Source organism: Burkholderia puraquae, from assembly GCF_002099195.1.
Classification (GTDB): Bacteria; Pseudomonadota; Gammaproteobacteria; order Burkholderiales; family Burkholderiaceae; genus Burkholderia; species Burkholderia puraquae.
The window spans coordinates 95,916-112,825 of record NZ_NBYX01000015.1 but is presented as its reverse complement, the minus strand read 5'-3'; the positions used below and the strand labels follow the sequence as shown (position 1 = coordinate 112,825).

Genomic DNA, 16,910 nt, shown 5'->3' with positions numbered 1-16,910 from the left:
CATGATCGGCGGCTGGCTGCGTCACCGGGCCGCGCCGCTCACGTGCTTGATGCGAGAACGCTCGCAATACCCCGGGAGCATCCCGCCCTGACTCAACCGGCGGCGAGCCCTGGCCTTCGGGCTGCGGACGTCGCCGCGCATACCCTGCACGCTTGATGCATTCGTGCCGGCGAATGCCGGCACGTGAAAGGCCCCGTCAAACCGCGTCTCCGACCGTCACGTCGGCGTCGCGCCCGGGAATCGGGAGATCTTCCGAATCAGATCCGAGGCTTTCTCTCCAATCATGATCGTGGGTGCGTTCGTGTTTGCACCAATCAGCGTCGGCATGATCGAGGCGTCAACGACCCGCAAGCCCTCCGTTCCCCGTACCCGCAATTGAGCGTCGACGACGGCGAGCGCGTCGTTGCCCATGCGACACGTCCCTACCGGGTGGTACACGGTGTCGGTCCGCTCGCGCAGCAACGCACGAATGTCTTCGTCCGATCGCGACCGGGACGCGAACACATCCTCCGTCACGAACGCCGACATGGCGGGCGCCGCCATCAACCGCCGGGTCAGCTTGTATCCCTCGACCAGGACATCGAGATCATCCGCGTGCTCGAGGAATGCCGGGTCGATCAACGGTGCATCAAGCGGATCCGCGCTTCGCAGCTTGACCGATCCACGGCTTTTCGGCCTCAACAGGCACACATGACAGGAAATACCATGTCCAAGCTTCAACTTTCTTCCGTGATCGCTGACCGGCCCAACGACAAAGTGCATCTGAACGTCCGGCCGGTCCAGATCGGGGCGCGTCTTCAGGAAGGCGCCGCCTTCGGCAAAATTGGTGGTCAGGGTACCGGTTCGCGAATTCCGGTATTGCCGGATATCGCTCAGCGTCTTGACGCCGCCGCGTACCGATACGCCGAGCGCGTCCAGGCTATTCGTCTTGTAGCTGACAACGATATCCGGGTGATCCTGCAAGTTCTCTCCAACGCCCGGGAGATCGGCTACGACCTTGATCCCGTGACGCTCGAGTTCGCCCTTCGGCCCGACGCCGGACAACATGAGCAACTGAGGCGATTGAAGCGCGCCCGCGGAAAGGATCACCTCTTTTTTGGCCCAGACCGTCTCGACCGTCCCTGCACGCGTGACTTCGATGCCAACGGCCCTGTTACCGTCGAACACAATGCGCCTGACCTGCGCGCCGGTTTCCACCGTCAGGTTGGCGCGCGCTTTCATGTGCGGAAAAAGATAGGCACGTGCCGCACTCCAGCGCTCGCCATTCTTCTGGGTCACCTGGTAAATGCCGACGCCCTCCTGCTCCGCACCGTTGAAATCGTCCGTGATGGGCAGGCCGCACTGTCGTCCGGCCTCCAGCCAACGCGCCTGAAACGGATTGTCTGTCCTGAGATCGCTGACCCAAAGCGGGCCGCCACGGCCGTGCCATTCATTGCCGAGACGCTCGTTATGCTCGCTTCGCTTGAAATAGGGGAACACGTCGTTCCAGGCCCAGCCTTCGTTGCCGAGCGCAGCCCAGTCGTCGTAGTCGGCATGATGGCCGCGCGTGTACACCATCGCATTGATCGCGGACGATCCGCCCAACGCCTTGCCGCGCGGCTGGTAGCCGCGTCGCCCCAGCAGCCCTTTCTGGGGAATGGTTTCGAACGCCCAGTTGTTCAATCGGGACGGGATCATCAGCACCAACGCGGCCGGCACGTTGACCGGCCATCCGTCACCGGTGCCGCCGGCTTCGAAAAGGCACAGCGTCACATCAGGGTCTTCGGTCAAACGCGAAGCCAGCACACTGCCTGCCGAGCCGCCGCCTACAACAAGATAATCGAATGAATTCTTCACGGGTCCGTGTCCTGGATAGGTGCTTGAACGCTTCACAAGCAACTACCTGATGCATCGATTCCACCACTCGCGTCACGGCCCCAACGAGCCATTGCGCAATCGGCTTCATTCCGCCATGCATCAGAACTGCGCGGCCGCATCGGCAACGTTGGAGGTCATCCATCGAACCGCGTGCGGCCACGAAATGGCGAACAGCGAAATCAGGTCGCTACCGCCAACGTATCAATGGTGCTGCGCGCTGCCGAGCACCTTTCGAAAACTCGCAATACCCTTCTCGATCCACGCCTGCGCGCCCGGGGAGATCGCCCCCATGTCGAAGAACCCGTGAAGCATGCCGTCGCACCGGATCGTTTCGACCTTGACGCCGCTTGCGTGAAGCAAGCGACCGTAGGCCTCGCCCTCGTCGCGCAACGGATCGAATTCCGCGGTGAGGATGACCGCAGGCGGCAACCCGGCAAGGTCCTTCGCATGGATCGGGGCCAGTCGCGCATCCTGCCTGTCCGTACCGTCGAGCACGTAATGTCGATCGAACCAGGCGATCGTCTCGAGGTCGAGCAGATAGCCTTCACCGTTTTCCTTGAACGAAGGAAAGGCGGAGCGGTCTTGCGCGACCGCGGGGTAGATCAGGAACTGGGCGGACAGCGAAATTCCCTCGGCGTGCAGTTGCTGGGTCACGACCGCCGCAAGATTGCCGCCAGCGCTATCTCCAGCCACCGCCACGATGTCGTTTCCGCCCAACTCACCGGCGTTCGCGATCACCCACCTGGTTGCGGCAATCGCGTCGTCCGCCGCGGCCGGATACCGATGCTCGGGAGCCAGCCGGTAATCCACCGAGACAACGACCGCGTTCGCGCCACGAGCCAGCTCTCGACACATGTTGTCGTGGGTATCCAGGTCGCCGATGACAAACCCGCCCCCGTGGAGATAAACGACCGTCGGCAGATGACGGTCCCGGGTCGGACGATAGAGCCGCGCGCGCAGCGGTCCGGCCGCGCCGGGAACGGTCAGGTCTTCCACGCTGTGAACGCCGACAACGGATTCCGGTGCGCGAACGGCGCGAGCCAGATGCTGCATCATTACGCGCGCCTCTTCCGGGGTTGACTGCGGCAGCGGTTTCGCGCCGGACCCGGCAAAGGATTCGAGAAAACCAGCGAGGTGCAAATCGAGTGCCATAACATCACCTTGTAATCGGACGTTGCTCAGGGATCAGCGATACACGAGGACTTCGGAATCCGGGCTCAATTCCGGAATGGTCTTGCGCTCTTCCTCATACTCGAAGTGGTGCTGCCACGGCATGCGGTCCCCTCGCAAATGCATGTGGTGTTGCGACCGCATGACGTATCCGGCGTTGAAATTGTTCGGGTCCGTCCAGGGCAGCCGCTGCATGTCGGCGTCTTCGGCGCGCAGGCACGGCACCACCGTCTTCGCACCCACCTTGTCCATGTGCGCAAGTACGCGGCAGGTGAATTCGCAGACGAGATCGGCGCGGAGCGTCCAGCTCGACCGGTAGTAGCCGTAGATGAACGCCATGTTCGGGATACCTTCGATCATCATTCCCCGATACGAGACCCGCTTGGTCATGTCGACCGGATCCCCATCGATATGAAAGGCGATCTGGCCGAAAGCGCTCATGTCGAAGCCGGTCGCCGTCACGACGATGTCCGCCTGCAGGCGCTCGCCCGACGCCAACGTCATGCCGCTTTCGTCGAACGATTCGATGGTGTCCGTCACGACGGAGGCTTTCCCGTCCCGGATGGCCGCGAACAGGTCGCCCTCCGGAACCGCAGCCACGCGCTGCTGCCACGGGCGATAGCTGGGATTGAAGTGCTTGTCGACGTCAAACCCTTCCGGCAGCTGTTGCCGGATCTCGTTGATCAGCCAGTCGCGAACGGCGTCCGGGTTCGCTGCAGACAGATTGATCAGGTCGAACGTCTGCTTCAGGTGCGCACGCCGCAAAATCTCGGCCCGCCATTCTTCGGGAAGGTTCAGTTCGCGCAGCGTGGCGTCCAGCTGGTGGGTCCAGGGAACGGCCGTGAAGAACGTGGGCGACCGTTGAAGCATCGTCACATGCGCCGCGGTGCCGGCCAACGCCGGAATCAGCGTCGCGGCGGTGGCGCCCGAGCCGATCACGACCACCCGCTTGCCGGCATAGTCGAGGTCTTCCGGCCAGTGCTGCGGATGAACGACCGTTCCCTTGTATCGATCGAAGCCGTTCCACTTGGGCGTGAAGCCCCGACGATGATCGTAGTACCCGGCCCCCAGCCACAGGAAGTCGGTGGTCATCGAGAAGTGTTCGCCCGTATCGTTGCGCGATACCTCGACCGTCCAGCGCTGCTGTTCGCTCGACCAGCTCACCGTTAGGACACGATGCCCGTAACGGATCCTCGAGCCGAGGTCATATTCCTTGATGACCTCTCCCAGGTAGCCGTGGATCTCCTCCGCCGTGGCGATCGAACGGCCCTGCCACGGGCGGAATCCGAACGCATACGTGTACAGGTCGCTGTCGGACCGCGCCCCGGGGTAGCGATGGGTCCACCACGTACCGCCGAATCCGTCCATGGCTTCCAGGATGGCGAACGAGCGACCCGGCAACTGCATGCGGAGATGACAGGCGGCGTCGATCCCCGAGATTCCGGCCCCGATGATTAGTACTTCTACGTGCTCAGGCGAACACGAATCCGTTTGTTTCTTAGTCATGAGATCCCTCCGATGACCCGTTATTGAAAATATCCGCAAAGTCTCACGACAAGATCACCCGACTTGGTCATTTGACTATGCAGCAAAGAGCCGCCCGAACGTGTACGCCAGCGACAACACGTCAAACCGGCACGAGACAACGCCAGGGAAGATCGCCTACTCACCCGACCTGACATGCACGCAGGTCATTGGCACGCGCCTCCCGGTTTGACCGGGCACCTCGAACATGATCAATTGACCAAGTTACACGGTTCCCAGTCTTATGCAGTCGAGGGACAATTTAAATCAGGGGTTTCCATTACATGATCGGCTGCGCGGATTGCAGGGTCTTGTGCCGGCCGCACGGCGCCCCTGATGCACCGTCGCGCCAGGCGCCGGCGCGCGACGGACTTTTCCTGTCTCGCCATTCCCGTGCAGGTTCGCAGACGTGCGATGCGGGCCGCTCACCCTTCCGGCATCGCCCCTGTCGATGCCGTCAATCGTTCGGCACCCGCAACTCGCGCCGAAGGATCTTCCCGACGTTGCTCTTGGGCAGGCTGTCGCGAAACTCGATGCTTTTCGGGCGCTTGTAGCCCGTCAGCTGGCCTTTACAGAACACCATCAGGTCTTCGAACGTCAGCTCGGGATCTTTCCTGACCACGAACAGCTTGACGGCCTCTCCGGAATGCTCGTCGGGCACGCCGATAGCCGCGACCTCGTATACGCCAGGGTGTTTGGCAACGACCTCTTCGATCTCGTTCGGGTAGACGTTGAAACCGGACACGAGAATCATGTCCTTCTTGCGGTCGACGATTCGCACGAATCCATCCTCGGAGATCGACGCAATGTCACCCGACCTGAAGAAGCCGTCTGCGGTCATCACCTTCGCGGTCTCGTCCGGTCGCTGCCAGTAACCCGCCATCACCTGCGGACCGCGAATGCACAGCTCTCCGGCTTCGCCAGGCGGCAATTCCTTGCCGTCGTCGTCCCGGATCGAGATTTCGGTGGACGGCAACGGCAGGCCAACCGTGCCATTGAACTCGCCGCGCGCCACGGGATTGGTCGTGACGCAGGGTGATGTCTCGGACAGCCCGTACCCTTCGATGATCGGCGCGCCGGTCATCTCCTTCCAGCGCCTTGCGACGGCTTCTTGCGTGGCCATCCCGCCGCCGTTGGCCAGCAGCAGATTGGAGAAATCGAGGCGCGAGAATTCGGGATGATGGAGCATCGCGTTGTAGAGCGTGTTCACGCCCGGGAAGGTCGTGACTTTGTATCCGGCGAGCGACTTGATCATCCCGCCGATGTCACGCGGATTCGGAACCAGCACGCAAAGCCCGCCCATGTGCATCGTCAACAGACAGCAAACGCTGAGCGCAAAGATGTGATAGATCGGCAGTGCCGCCACCGTGACGAACTGCGTCACGTCAGGGCGCCAACCGCGAGCGGGCTCGAACCAGGCGTCCATCTGCAATATGTTCGCGACGATATTCCGATGCAACAGCGTCGCGCCTTTCGACACCCCGGTCGTCCCCCCCGTATATTGGAGAAAGGCGACGTCATCCGGTGACCGGGTAGCCGGTACGAATTTGCCCCGATGTCCCGCCGCAATCGCATCGTCAAATGTCGTATGCGGGCTCGAGGTCTGCTCCGTGGCGCAAGCATTGTCCTGCGTGGCAATCAGAACATGCTTCACCTGCGTGTGCACGATGACGGCGTCCAGCGTTGCAATGCAGCTGTCGAGAATGACGATCGCCTCCGCGCCGCTGTCGTTCAGCTGATGTTGCAGTTCGCGGGGCGTATACAGGGGGTTGACGTTGACGACTACGTAGCCGGCGCGCAGGACTGCACAAATCGAGACCGGGTAATGCAACACATTCGGCATCATGATGGCGACGCGCGCACCATGCTCGAGCCCCCGCGATTGCAGCCATGCGGCCAGCGATCGAGACATGGCGTCGAGCTCGCCATACGTGATCTGCTTTCCGTCGCACGCGAACGCCGGATTCGCGTGAAACTTGCCGAAGCTTTCTTCAATCAAGGCACTGACGTTTCGATACGCGCTGGAATCAATCTCTGCCGGAACCTCCGGCGGATAGGCACCAATCCAGATCTTTTCCATACCCACTCTCCTCTGTCCCATTTGAATAGTGGCGCGACGCCCATCCCCTCATCGCGCTCGTGAACCAGCCGCGGCGCCTCGAACCACGCGAGCGTCATCCCCGGCGAACTCGTCGCAGGCCGGCCGCGGCACACGTCGATGCGCCAGCCCGCTCGAAGGTCAAAGCGTCAAACCTCGAAACCGTCTTTTCCGGCAAGCCGCCGAACAAAGGAAGCTGCACGATCCAGCAGATATCTCGCTGCCGCGATATTGCGGGCCGCGGTGACGATGCCGTGGTGATGCCCGGGCAGATGGTGATGCTCGACCTTGCTCCCGGCGCGTGCCGCGCATGACGCGTAGGCAATGCCTTCGTCGCATAGCGGATCCAGCCCCACCGTTGCCATGAACATCGGCGGCTGCCGCCGGCCTTCCGCATGCAGCAGCGGGGACAGGCGTGGCAGATCGAATGGCGTGCCGGCCGGCACGTAGTGATCCCGGAACCAAAGCATCGATTCGGCGACAAGCGGAAATCCCCCTTGAATGCGCCGATAAGACGGGAGCGACGCCGTCAGGTCCGTCACCGGATAAAACAGGATCTGCCCGATGATCGCGGAACCCGCTGCCGATTCCGCATTGGCGATGATGGTCGCCATGTTGCCGCCAGCGCTGTCACCCGCCAGGATCACGCGAGACGCGTCGATGGAGAGCGCAGGCGCGTGGGCGATCAGGTAGCCCAGTGCCCGCTCGCAGTCTTCGAGCGGGCCCGGCCACCGGTGCTCCGGCGATAGCCGGTACTCCACCGAAGCGACAGCACAGCCGCCATGCCGTGCGAGATGACGGCAGATGCCGTCATGCGTGTCCACGCTCCCGATCACCCATCCGCCGCCGTGAATGAAGACGACCAGTGGTTTGCCCTCGACGCGATCCCCGCCGGGCGGCCGATAGAGCCGTACCCGAATGCTGCCGTCCGCTACGGGAACCGCTATGTCGTCATGGGCAACGGCCTCGTTGCCCGTGATGCCGTTCAATTCACAGGCACGCACGAAGTTCACGCGCGACTGGTCGACGGAAAAGCTGCCGTAGTGCCGCCCGCCCAGCTCGCGGAACGCCCGAACGGCGTCCCGGGCATCTTCGGCAACTTCCGTCAGCGGCAACCAATGCACTGAGGTCATGTGCATCCCCGCTCAGATCGCGGCGAACACGCTTTGATCCCATTGCGTCGCCGCGCGGTATTCGTCCACCGTGCCGGGCCAGTTGTTGATCACCTTGCCTTGCGCGTTCTTGTACCAACTCGAACAGCCCGCCGAAAACGCCGAACCGGCCATCGCCGACTGCAGCTTGCCGTTGTATTCGTCAAACACGGCCCTGTCGACGTCCACCGCCTTCACGCCAGCCGCAGCCATGCCACCGATCGCGTCGATGATGTAGTTCTGCTGGATCTCGAGCATCGAAACGATGGAGTTGTGGTTCAGGTTCGTGTTCGGCCCATACAACATGAACATGTTCGGAAAGCCCGGCACGGTCATGCCCAGGTAGGCTTCCGGGCCGTCTGCCCATGCCTGTGCCAACGTGCCGTCCGTCCCGCGAACCTGCAGGCTGCCCTGGAATGCCTGACTCTCGAATCCCGTTCCGAATACGATCACGTCGAACGGAAGAACACGGCCGTCCCGGGTCACGATACCGTCCTCGACGAACGCCTCTACGCCCGCCGTTTCCAGCGCGACGTTGTCGCGCATGAGCGCCGGATAGTAGTCGTCGGATCGCAGGATCCGCTTGCACGCGTATTCATAGTCCGGCGTCAGTTGCTCGCGGAGCACCGGATCGGACACCTGGCGATGCAGATGCGCCAACGCCAGGCTCTTGCCCTCCGTCTGCGCATTGGAACCCATCCGTGTACGCTCGAACCCCGCTTCACGGAAAGCGTGCAGCGATTTCCGGCTTTCTTCGAAAAGATGAGGCTCACGCTCGTACGCATCGAGCTGCTCGATCGGGAAGACGATCTGATTGCGCGGCATGATCCAGTTTGCGCTTCGCTGGAACACCGTAAGGTGCGCGACCTTCGGCGCGATGGCCGGCACATACTGCACGGCGCTTGCCGCGTTTCCGATGCTTGCCACACGCTTGCCGCCCAGGTCCACATCATGACGCCACGCTGCCGAGTGGAAATAGTCTCCCTTGAAACTCGTCAGGCCGCGCACCGGCGGAATCATCGGGCGGTTCAGTTGGCCCCACGCCGGCACGAAGAAGCGAGCGGTCAACCGCGAACCGTCGTTGAGCTCGAACCGCCAGAGGCTTGCACCTGCGTCCCACTCGGCACTGCGGATCTCGCAGTTGAACCGCAGGTGTTCTGTCAGCGCGAACCGCGTGGCAAGCGACTTCAGATAATTGAGCAGTTCATTCCTGCCGGCATACATGGCGCTGACGCGCAAATGCGGGTGGAAGCTGTAGCAATACAGGTGCGATTCGGTATCGCATGCTGCACCGGGATACGAATTGTCCAGCCAGACGCCACCGAGATCGGGGCGCTTCTCCAGCACGACAAAGTCGTCGATGCCCGCGATTTTCATGCGGGCAGCCATTCCGAGGCCTCCGAAGCCTGCACCCAGAATGACGACCTCGTGGTGCTCAATCCTTTCTACATTGTTCACGGTGCACTCTCTATATTTACGTGACTGCGACTACGGATTTGCCTGCCTCGGTTCAAAAGGCCTGTTCATACAGGCGCAATGCGTCTGAAGCCGTGACGACGACGGGATTGTTCAACAGCAAGCGTTGCTGCTTCATCGCATCTGCTGCCAGGGTGGGCAGGCTCGAATGCGTGACCCCAACGTCGCGGAGACGACGCGGTGCGCCGGACCGGTCCATCAGGTTGTCCATGAATTCGATGAACACCGCCGTACGCTCGGTGGCATCGCCTTTTCCACCCGCGCCTACGACGTCTGCCAGTTCCGAATATTGCGCAGCGGCCGCCACTGCGTTGAAACGCAGCACGGGTGCAAGCATCAACGCGTTGGACAAGCCGTGCGGGATATGGAAATGGCCACCCAACGGATACGCCAGCGCATGGACCGCAGCCACCGGGGCATTGGCGAAGGCTTGTCCCGCCAGCGTGGCGCCCAGCAGCATTGCCTCTCGTGCACGCCGGTCCTCGCCATTTTCGCAAGCCGGGATCAGGTTGCTCACCAGCAATCGCAGCGCCTCACGAGCGAGGGCATCGGAGATGGCGTTCTTCTTGTGCTTGCTGGTATAGGCCTCGATCGCGTGGACCATCGCGTCGATGCCTGTTGCCGCGGTATGGCTGCGCGGCAGACCGACCGTCAGTTCGGCGTCCAGGATCACCCGGTCGGCATACAGTTGACGGGCGACGATCCCCATCTTGTTTGTTTCGTTAACCGAAACGATTGAAATGTTCGTGACTTCCGACCCGGTACCCGCCGTGGTAGGGATCTGCACCAATGGCAGGCGCGCCCCCTGAACGTTGCCGATTCCGTACATGTCCGCGAGCGATTGCTGCGAGACGGTGAGCACGGCAGCCAGTTTTGCGATGTCCATCGACGAGCCGCCACCCAGGCCGATGACGACGTCTGCCTCGGCACTGCGCGCGAACTCGACGCAGCGCGAGACCACGATCTCCGGCGGGTCGGCCACGACCTCGTCAAAAACCGCCACGCGGAATCCCTCGGCCGCCAACGACGCTTTCGCCGGCTCCAGCATGCCGGCCTTGTGCAGCCCTGCGTCGGTAACAATCAGGACATGACGGCGATCCGTCCATGCCGCCATCACCTGACCCAGGCGGCGCACACAGCCCCATTCCTGGAGAATGGACGGAACAGTTTCGAAGAGCATCGACTGCGGGGACATTTCCATTGACGTTTCCTTGATGCAGACGTTGGCAGTTAGACCTGGGTACACATGTACTTGATTTCCAGGTATTCCTCGATCCCATAACGAGAACCCTCACGGCCAAGGCCCGATTGCTTTACCCCGCCGAACGGGGCGACCTCGTTGGAAATCACGCCGGTATTCAGGCCGACCATGCCGTACTCGAGTGCCTCGCCGACACGCCAGATGCGGCCGTGGTCGCGTGTATAGAGATAGGCGGCCAGTCCGTACTCGGTGTCGTTGGCCATCGCGATCGCCTCTGCCTCATCGTCGAAGCGGAACACCGGGCCGACGGGCCCGAAGAGTTCCTCGCGCGCGAGACGCATGGCCGGCGTCGCATCGGCAATCACGGTCGGTTCGAAAAACGTGCCCCCTAGGTGATGGCCTTTCCCGCCGGTGACGATTCGTGCGCCCTTGCCTACTGCATCGTCAATCAGCTGATTCAGGTGGTCACAGGCGGACTTCTGGATCAGCGGCCCCTGCTGCACCCCGGGCTCCAGTCCGTTGCCCACCTCGAGCGCCTGGACTCGCCGCGCGAGTGCGTCGACGAAGCGGTCGTAAATGCCTGCCTGGACAAGAAAGCGATTGGCACAAACACAGGTCTGGCCGCTATTCCGGTACTTCGACGCCATCGCGCCTTCGATCGCTGCGTCGAGATCCGCATCGTCGAACACGATGAAAGGGGCGTTGCCGCCGAGCTCGAGAGAAAGCCGCTTGATCGTTCCGGACGACTGGCTCATGAGTACGCGGCCGACTTCGGTCGAACCGGTAAACGAAAGCTTGCGCACAATCGGGCTGGCCGTAAGGGCCGCGCCAATCTCGCGCGACGGGCCGCACACTACTTGAAGCACACCCGCCGGAATTCCGGCTCGCTCGGCCAGCACGGCAAGCGCAAGCGCCGTCAGCGGCGTCAGGTCTGCCGGGCGCACGATGATGGAACAGCCCGCAGCCAGTGCTGGCGCGACCTTGCGCGTGATCATCGCGGCAGGAAAATTCCACGGCGTGATCGCGGCACACACGCCGATCGGCTGACGAATGACAAGGATGCGCTTGTCGCCTTGCGGGTGAGGAATGACGTCGCCGTAGACACGCTTCGCTTCTTCGGCGAACCACTCCACGAAAGATGCGGCATACATGATTTCGCCGCGGGCCTCTGCCAGCGGCTTGCCCTGCTCCGACGTCATGATGAATGCGAGATCGTCCGCATTCGCAATGATCAAGTCGAACCACGCGCGCAAGATCTTCGCGCGCTCGTGGCTGGTTCGTTTCTGCCAGCCTCGTTGTGCAAGCGCCGACGATGCAATGGCTTGCTCCACCTCTGCCGCGCCGAGGCTGGCCACGCGGGCCAGGATTTCACCCGTGGCCGGATTCGTTACGGGAAACGAACGGCCATCCGTGCCCGCCTCCCATCCCGACGCAAGCCACGCGCGCGTCTCCAGCAAGGCGCCGTCTCGCAGCCGGGCGCGTAGCGCCGAGGGGTCAATCGCTTGGTTCATCCTGCTGTGCATTTCATCCACGAGCACCGTCTCCAGAAATTCTTGTTTTTCAACCGAAGCGCGTTCAGCCGGCAGGCGAAAACTGCCCAGGCGGCAATACGCGTACGCCTGCTCCATCTCCCAAGATTTCGCCTGACTTCAAGTGGCCGGTGTACGCCAATTGCCGCGCCACCCGGAAGCCTTCGCAAAATGTTGCCCACTCCGGGAAAGTCCGCGCTCGAGCGGTGACTTCCAATTGGGGATGAAACAAACATGCAGATCATTTGACATGGTCATTTGACCATAAACCATTTTTTACGGCAACTTGGTAGTTCCACGGGCTGCCGGTGCCTCGTTGGGCGATGGGCGATGGGCGCGGCAGGTTGCGACAGCCGGACTGTCGGATCGCTCGGGCCTGCGCTGGCAACGAGAATCCGACGGATCGTTTCGGCGGCGACCCGAGCGAAGGTGACGCTACCTGCCTTGAAAGGCGGGCGGACATTTGCCCGGCCAGTGCAGCCGTTCGATCGACATGTGAATCCCATCACGGGATGGCAACTGCAGTTGCTCGAGCAAGCGTCGAAACTTCAAGGGATTGGAGCGCGCGCGTGGCATGCCGCCCGCCGCAATCGGGTGAGAGCGCGTGTTAACGCGACCTATGTGCATCACGGCAAGCAGGGCAACCGTGTGATCCGGCGATGAATACGGCATCAGGCTGATGACCGTGCGCGCGGCGCATCCGGTCAGGTTTGCACGCGACGACACGCGCCGTCACGCGATTCGCGGATGGCAAAACCTCGTAATTTCAGTGTAATATCCGCTGCAGAAGACCATTTGTATTATCAATCCAAATAATGAAAACAGTCAGCCGGACTCAATCCGGCGACTGAAACGGGGAAAGCTTGAACTCGCCATTCAATACCGGGGCATCCGGATCCGTTGGGCCGTACGTGCCGATCACGTCGGCCGGATCGCTTCTTCTCTACGCCGGCACTTCCCGCGCGGCCGCCTCAATTCCGACTGATATCCCGCGCTGAGCGATCCGTTCCGCGTCGCTCGCCTTCGTAGCGCGCGGCCGGTACGCCGCCATCCCGTGATTCCGACCAACGTGCGCATGCTCGCACGGCGCCGTCGCGTCGATCGATCAAAAGAAGAGGATTACTTAATTATGACTGCGTGCACCCACTGCGGAACCGATCTGCCCGGCGGGCTCAAGTTCTGCAAGCAATGCGGAACACCGGTTGCGGCCATCCGGACCGAAGCGGCCGGCACGCCGTGCCGGCGCTGCCACGCCGCCCTGACGCCGAGCCAGCGTTTCTGCAACAAGTGCGGGACGCCCGTCGCATCGGCAAATCACGCCGGCGCGATCGAGGTCGAGGTGCCTGCGCCGCCAGACGAGTCGGCACAGCAACCCGCATGCGTTGCCGCGGAATCGGCTCACGAGCCTGCGCGCGACACCGCCGACGCACAAGGTCGGCGGACGGACATCGACGTCGAATCACCGGCAGCGAACACCCCGCTGGAAGACATCTCGCACGTCGCGGGCATTGCCGATACGGTATCGGGTCGCGCGAGCGCGCCGCTGCAATCGCAAGATGAGGCAGCAACCGCCGCGCACATGGCGGCAGCAGACCATCGCGGCGATGCAGTCGCTGCGTCGCATGTCCGGCCCATCGTCACGGATGTGCGGTCCGTGCGTGCGGGCGCATCGGCACACACCGAAGGGGCGCTTGCCAACGACGAAACGAACGCCGTCGATGCGGCTGCCGAGCCTCACGACGCACCGGATGCCGATACCCCGTCGGCTTCGGCAGCATCCATGCGTCCGGAATCCGGCGCGGTGCCCCCGCCGATACCGCAGCCCGCCACGACGAACGACGATACGCCGGCAAAACTCAAGATCATTGCAGCCGGCGTCGCAGTCATCGTCGCCTGCGCGGGCGGCGCATTCTGGTGGCACGGCCGCCTGGCGAGCGCACCTGCGACGCCCGAACCGGTCGCCGCATCCACGGTTCCGGCCGCCACGGCCAGCGCCGCATCGGACATCGCGGGACCCGGTTCCGTCACCGCCAGCGCGGTCGTTGCAACGACGCCGGCCGACGCACCGGCGTCCGCGCCGATCGATACGGCCACCGCCGCCGCAGCCATGACCTCACCCGCCTCGGGCCCGGCAGTCGTGACGAATGTCGCGACGACTTCGGTGCCCGCGACACCGCCAACGTCGAACGCGCCGCCGGCATCTGCAAGCGCGCAGCAGCCGTCGCCCTTCGCGAAACTGCAGGACGACACGCCCGCGCCAACCGCACCTGCCGCCGTTGCGGAGGCACCGCGCAGCAAACCGCATCCGATACCGCCCGTCCGCCCGCCCATGGCGGCCAACTCAGCCGCGCCCGCGGTCGACGGCCTGCTGAAACGCGCGCAGGGCGACCTGTCGCGCGGCCAGTACGACAAGGCCATCGCGACAGCGGAAAGCGTCCTGGCGATCGAGCCCGGCAACCGCCCGGCGAAGACGCTCATCGACAAGGCGAAGGCGCGGCAGATGGATGCACTGCGCAACAACAGCACACTTGAATGAAGCGCCGGAGAAGACCGACATGACAATCCAGAAAACCCTCGCCGCGGCCTGCGCGGCCACCTTGCTCGCCAGCGGCTGCGCTACCCAGAATGGAAGCGGCGGGATCTCGTCCGAATCCGTGCTGCGCTGTACGGCGCTCGGCGCCGGCGGCGCGCTGGTCGGCGCGCTGATCGGCGGCACCAAGGGCGCAATCGGCGGCGCGGTTGCCGGGCTCGCCGCATGCGCCGTGATCGAAGTGGCGACGCGGCAGACGAAGACGGCGGCCGAAGTCGATCGCGACTACCGCGCGAACAACCGCAACAACCTGCCGCCCTACGCGAAGATCGATGCGTACAGTACCGTCGTGACGCCGCGCTCGGCCGTCAAGACCGGCGAGCCGATCAGGCTGGCCTCGCAGATTCGCGCGGTGTCCGGCACGAACGAGCCCGTCCAGGAAGTCAAGGAAGTCGTGACCGTTTACGCGCCGTCGGGCGAGCAGTTCAAGCGCGGCGAGAAGATCGTCAACGCGACGCCGGGCAGCGGCGAATTCGACAACAGCTTCACGCTGAAACTGCCGTCGGGTGCGCCGCAAGGCACGTACACGCTGAAAAGCCAGGTCTACCTGAACGGCAAGCCGGGCTCGATCCGGCAATCCAGCATCCAGCTCGCGCAGGTCGACGGCGTCACCGTCGTCGCGCTGCTCGACGCCCCCACCACATACTGACCGGCCCGCACCAGCAAGGAGATTCAACGATGTCAACGCTCGATCAAGCCCCCGTGTCGGGGAAGTTCGGATTGCTGCGCGCCGCCGAGGCGGTCACGAACTGGCGCGCACTCGCGATGTGCGCTTTCGCGATCGTCGCCAGCATGCTGATGGGCATGCTCACGATCCAGGTGCTCCGTCACAGCCCCGTGCTCGGCCTGCTGTTCATCATCGCAACCTTTGCAATCTCGCTGATCGGCTATTCCGCGGTCGGTATCGTGCTGATGCGCGATGCGCAGGGCGAGTCGGTCGGGTTCGTCGATGCGCTGCTGCAGGCGACCTTCAGCGTTCACCGCCTCCTCGGGATCGGCGTGCTGCTCGCGCTCGGCTGGATACTGCTGCTGCTCGCGCTGCTGATCGTGTTCCTGGTCTGCAAGATCCCCGGCCTCGGCCCGCTGCTGTATGCGATCGCGTATCCGCTCGCGGCGATCGTCGCGGGCGCGATCTTCGCCGGCATGTGGTACGTCGGCTATCCGCTCGCCGCGCCCGCCATCTGGCAGGGCAACTCGACGCTGCAGACCGCCGCGCGCCTGCTGCAGATCGGCCGCCGCCAGTTGCTCGGCGTGATCGTCAGGATGTTCGGGTTGCTGCTGCTCGTCGGCGTCCTGTCCGCGATCGTGTTCGGCATTCTCGGCACAGGCGCCGCGATCGCGTCGTCGATCTCGGCGGCAACCGGTACCAGCCCGTTGGGCGGCCTGATGGGCACGCTTGGCGGCCTGGGCGGCTTCGGCCGGCACGCCGGCGCATACGGGATGGGCGCCTACGGCCTCGGCGCGGGTGCGGCGGAGGGGGGATTCGACTACCGCAGCATGGCCTACCTGGGTGCGTACGGCTTCGGCAACGGCCTGCTGTTCGCGATCGGCCTCGTGATTCCGTTCCTGACGTTCGTCAACGGCACGTGCCTCATCTATCTGCAGACGATCAGCGGCGTCGATTTCTCCGCGACGGAAGAGAAACTGAGCCAGCACGTCGCGGACGCGAAACGCCACGCCGAACAGGCACGCGAGCGCGCCGCCGATCGCCTCGCGAAAGCACGCGACTCGCACGCCGCCGGCGCGGCGGGCACGGCTTCGCTGCCGGCGTCGGATACGGCCTCGCCCGCCGCGGACGAGGCCGCAGCATGCGCGCAGTGCCACAAGCCGATGGCCGCCGACGACCTGTTCTGCGGCGAATGCGGTGCCCGCCGTCACGCGTGACGGCTGCATGACCACGGGCCGCTGGACGCGCGATGTCGGACGCGCGCATCGCGTGTCGAACCGCATCGGCACCGCCATGGCCCGGGTCAACACCTGCTCGTGCCTGCGCGAGCCGACGCCGTCCGGCGGTTTCAAGGCCGGCGGCCGGGGGCGCGAAATCGGCTTCGACGCGCGGGCCCCGTATCTGGAAACGCGGCCCCCCCGTGATCAGCACGACGGGCCAGTTTCTAAACCTGCACGAGCGTTGAACAGGCTCATGCGATGAAGGCATGCCCCGCCGCCGAGCGGCGGGGGCAATCGCCGCAATATCGCGACGGCCGCAGTCGGCTTGTGCGCCGTGTCGCGGATGACCGCCACGCAGACAGGCCTGCCTGTCAGGGACGTGCGTTATCGACAAGCCCAACCAGCACGGCGCGGGCGGCCCCGTCGA

General features: G+C 63.7%; 12 protein-coding genes. 4 read left to right on the top strand and 8 right to left on the bottom strand.

Features of this window, described 5'->3' with window-relative positions; all coding sequences use genetic code 11:
- Positions 1-216: 216 nt before the first annotated feature.
- From B7G54_RS25935 to B7G54_RS25900, 8 genes are all read right to left on the bottom strand, one after another.
- Positions 217-1,836 carry a GMC family oxidoreductase gene (locus B7G54_RS25935; protein WP_085041663.1) on the bottom strand — a complete coding sequence of 540 codons (1,620 nt, stop codon included), beginning with the start codon at positions 1,834-1,836 and terminating at the stop codon, positions 217-219.
- Between the two features lie 222 nt (positions 1,837-2,058).
- Entirely contained in the window at positions 2,059-3,009 is a 951-nt protein-coding gene (locus B7G54_RS25930) for an alpha/beta hydrolase (RefSeq protein ID WP_085041662.1), read from the bottom strand.
- A 33-nt stretch (positions 3,010-3,042) separates the two neighbouring features.
- Complete coding sequence (locus B7G54_RS25925) at positions 3,043-4,533, bottom strand: flavin-containing monooxygenase (protein ID WP_085041661.1); 1,491 nt, start codon at positions 4,531-4,533, stop codon at positions 3,043-3,045.
- Positions 4,534-5,008: 475 nt separating this feature from the next.
- Positions 5,009-6,631, bottom strand: a complete 1,623-nt coding sequence (locus tag B7G54_RS25920) for an AMP-binding protein (RefSeq protein WP_085041660.1) — start codon at positions 6,629-6,631, stop codon at positions 5,009-5,011.
- Positions 6,632-6,798: 167 nt separating this feature from the next.
- Entirely contained in the window at positions 6,799-7,782 is a 984-nt protein-coding gene (locus B7G54_RS25915; protein ID WP_085041717.1) for an alpha/beta hydrolase, read from the bottom strand.
- Positions 7,783-7,794: 12 nt separating this feature from the next.
- A complete protein-coding gene (locus B7G54_RS25910) occupies positions 7,795-9,258 on the bottom strand; it encodes a flavin-containing monooxygenase (RefSeq protein WP_085041659.1) in 1,464 nt (487 codons plus the stop codon).
- A gap of 52 nt (positions 9,259-9,310) precedes the next feature.
- Positions 9,311-10,477 carry an iron-containing alcohol dehydrogenase gene (locus B7G54_RS25905; RefSeq protein ID WP_085041658.1) on the bottom strand — a complete coding sequence of 389 codons (1,167 nt, stop codon included), beginning with the start codon at positions 10,475-10,477 and terminating at the stop codon, positions 9,311-9,313.
- Positions 10,478-10,506: 29 nt separating this feature from the next.
- Positions 10,507-11,988 carry an NAD-dependent succinate-semialdehyde dehydrogenase gene (locus tag B7G54_RS25900; protein ID WP_085041716.1) on the bottom strand — a complete coding sequence of 494 codons (1,482 nt, stop codon included), beginning with the start codon at positions 11,986-11,988 and terminating at the stop codon, positions 10,507-10,509.
- Positions 11,989-13,060: 1,072 nt separating this feature from the next.
- Here B7G54_RS25900 and B7G54_RS25895 point away from each other — a divergent pair.
- From B7G54_RS25895 to B7G54_RS38275, 4 genes are read left to right on the top strand one after another with little or no spacing between them, the layout of a single operon-like run.
- Entirely contained in the window at positions 13,061-14,542 is a 1,482-nt protein-coding gene (locus B7G54_RS25895; RefSeq protein ID WP_085041657.1) for a double zinc ribbon domain-containing protein, read from the top strand.
- A gap of 19 nt (positions 14,543-14,561) precedes the next feature.
- Complete coding sequence (locus B7G54_RS25890) at positions 14,562-15,245, top strand: hypothetical protein (protein WP_244289428.1); 684 nt, start codon at positions 14,562-14,564, stop codon at positions 15,243-15,245.
- A 29-nt stretch (positions 15,246-15,274) separates the two neighbouring features.
- Positions 15,275-16,480: a hypothetical protein gene (locus B7G54_RS25885; RefSeq protein WP_085041655.1), complete on the top strand. Its 1,206-nt coding sequence runs from the start codon at positions 15,275-15,277 to the stop codon at positions 16,478-16,480.
- A 7-nt stretch (positions 16,481-16,487) separates the two neighbouring features.
- Positions 16,488-16,745: an aldehyde dehydrogenase family protein gene (locus B7G54_RS38275; RefSeq protein ID WP_244289427.1), complete on the top strand. Its 258-nt coding sequence runs from the start codon at positions 16,488-16,490 to the stop codon at positions 16,743-16,745.
- Positions 16,746-16,910: the final 165 nt, after the last annotated feature.

What these genes read in the sequence shown, in the direction of transcription:
- B7G54_RS25890 (WP_244289428.1), top strand. Translation starts at nt 14,562, where the DNA reads ATGACAATCCAGAAAACCCTCGCCGCGGCCTGCGCGGCCACCTTGCTC.
- B7G54_RS25925 (WP_085041661.1), bottom strand. Translation starts at nt 4,533, where the DNA reads ATGACTAAGAAACAAACGGATTCGTGTTCGCCTGAGCACGTAGAAGTA.
- B7G54_RS25885 (WP_085041655.1), top strand. Translation starts at nt 15,275, where the DNA reads ATGTCAACGCTCGATCAAGCCCCCGTGTCGGGGAAGTTCGGATTGCTG.
- B7G54_RS25905 (WP_085041658.1), bottom strand. Translation starts at nt 10,477, where the DNA reads ATGGAAATGTCCCCGCAGTCGATGCTCTTCGAAACTGTTCCGTCCATT.
- B7G54_RS25920 (WP_085041660.1), bottom strand. Translation starts at nt 6,631, where the DNA reads ATGGAAAAGATCTGGATTGGTGCCTATCCGCCGGAGGTTCCGGCAGAG.
- B7G54_RS25915 (WP_085041717.1), bottom strand. Translation starts at nt 7,782, where the DNA reads ATGACCTCAGTGCATTGGTTGCCGCTGACGGAAGTTGCCGAAGATGCC.
- B7G54_RS25900 (WP_085041716.1), bottom strand. Translation starts at nt 11,988, where the DNA reads ATGAACCAAGCGATTGACCCCTCGGCGCTACGCGCCCGGCTGCGAGAC.
- B7G54_RS25930 (WP_085041662.1), bottom strand. Translation starts at nt 3,009, where the DNA reads ATGGCACTCGATTTGCACCTCGCTGGTTTTCTCGAATCCTTTGCCGGG.
- B7G54_RS38275 (WP_244289427.1), top strand. Translation starts at nt 16,488, where the DNA reads ATGACCACGGGCCGCTGGACGCGCGATGTCGGACGCGCGCATCGCGTG.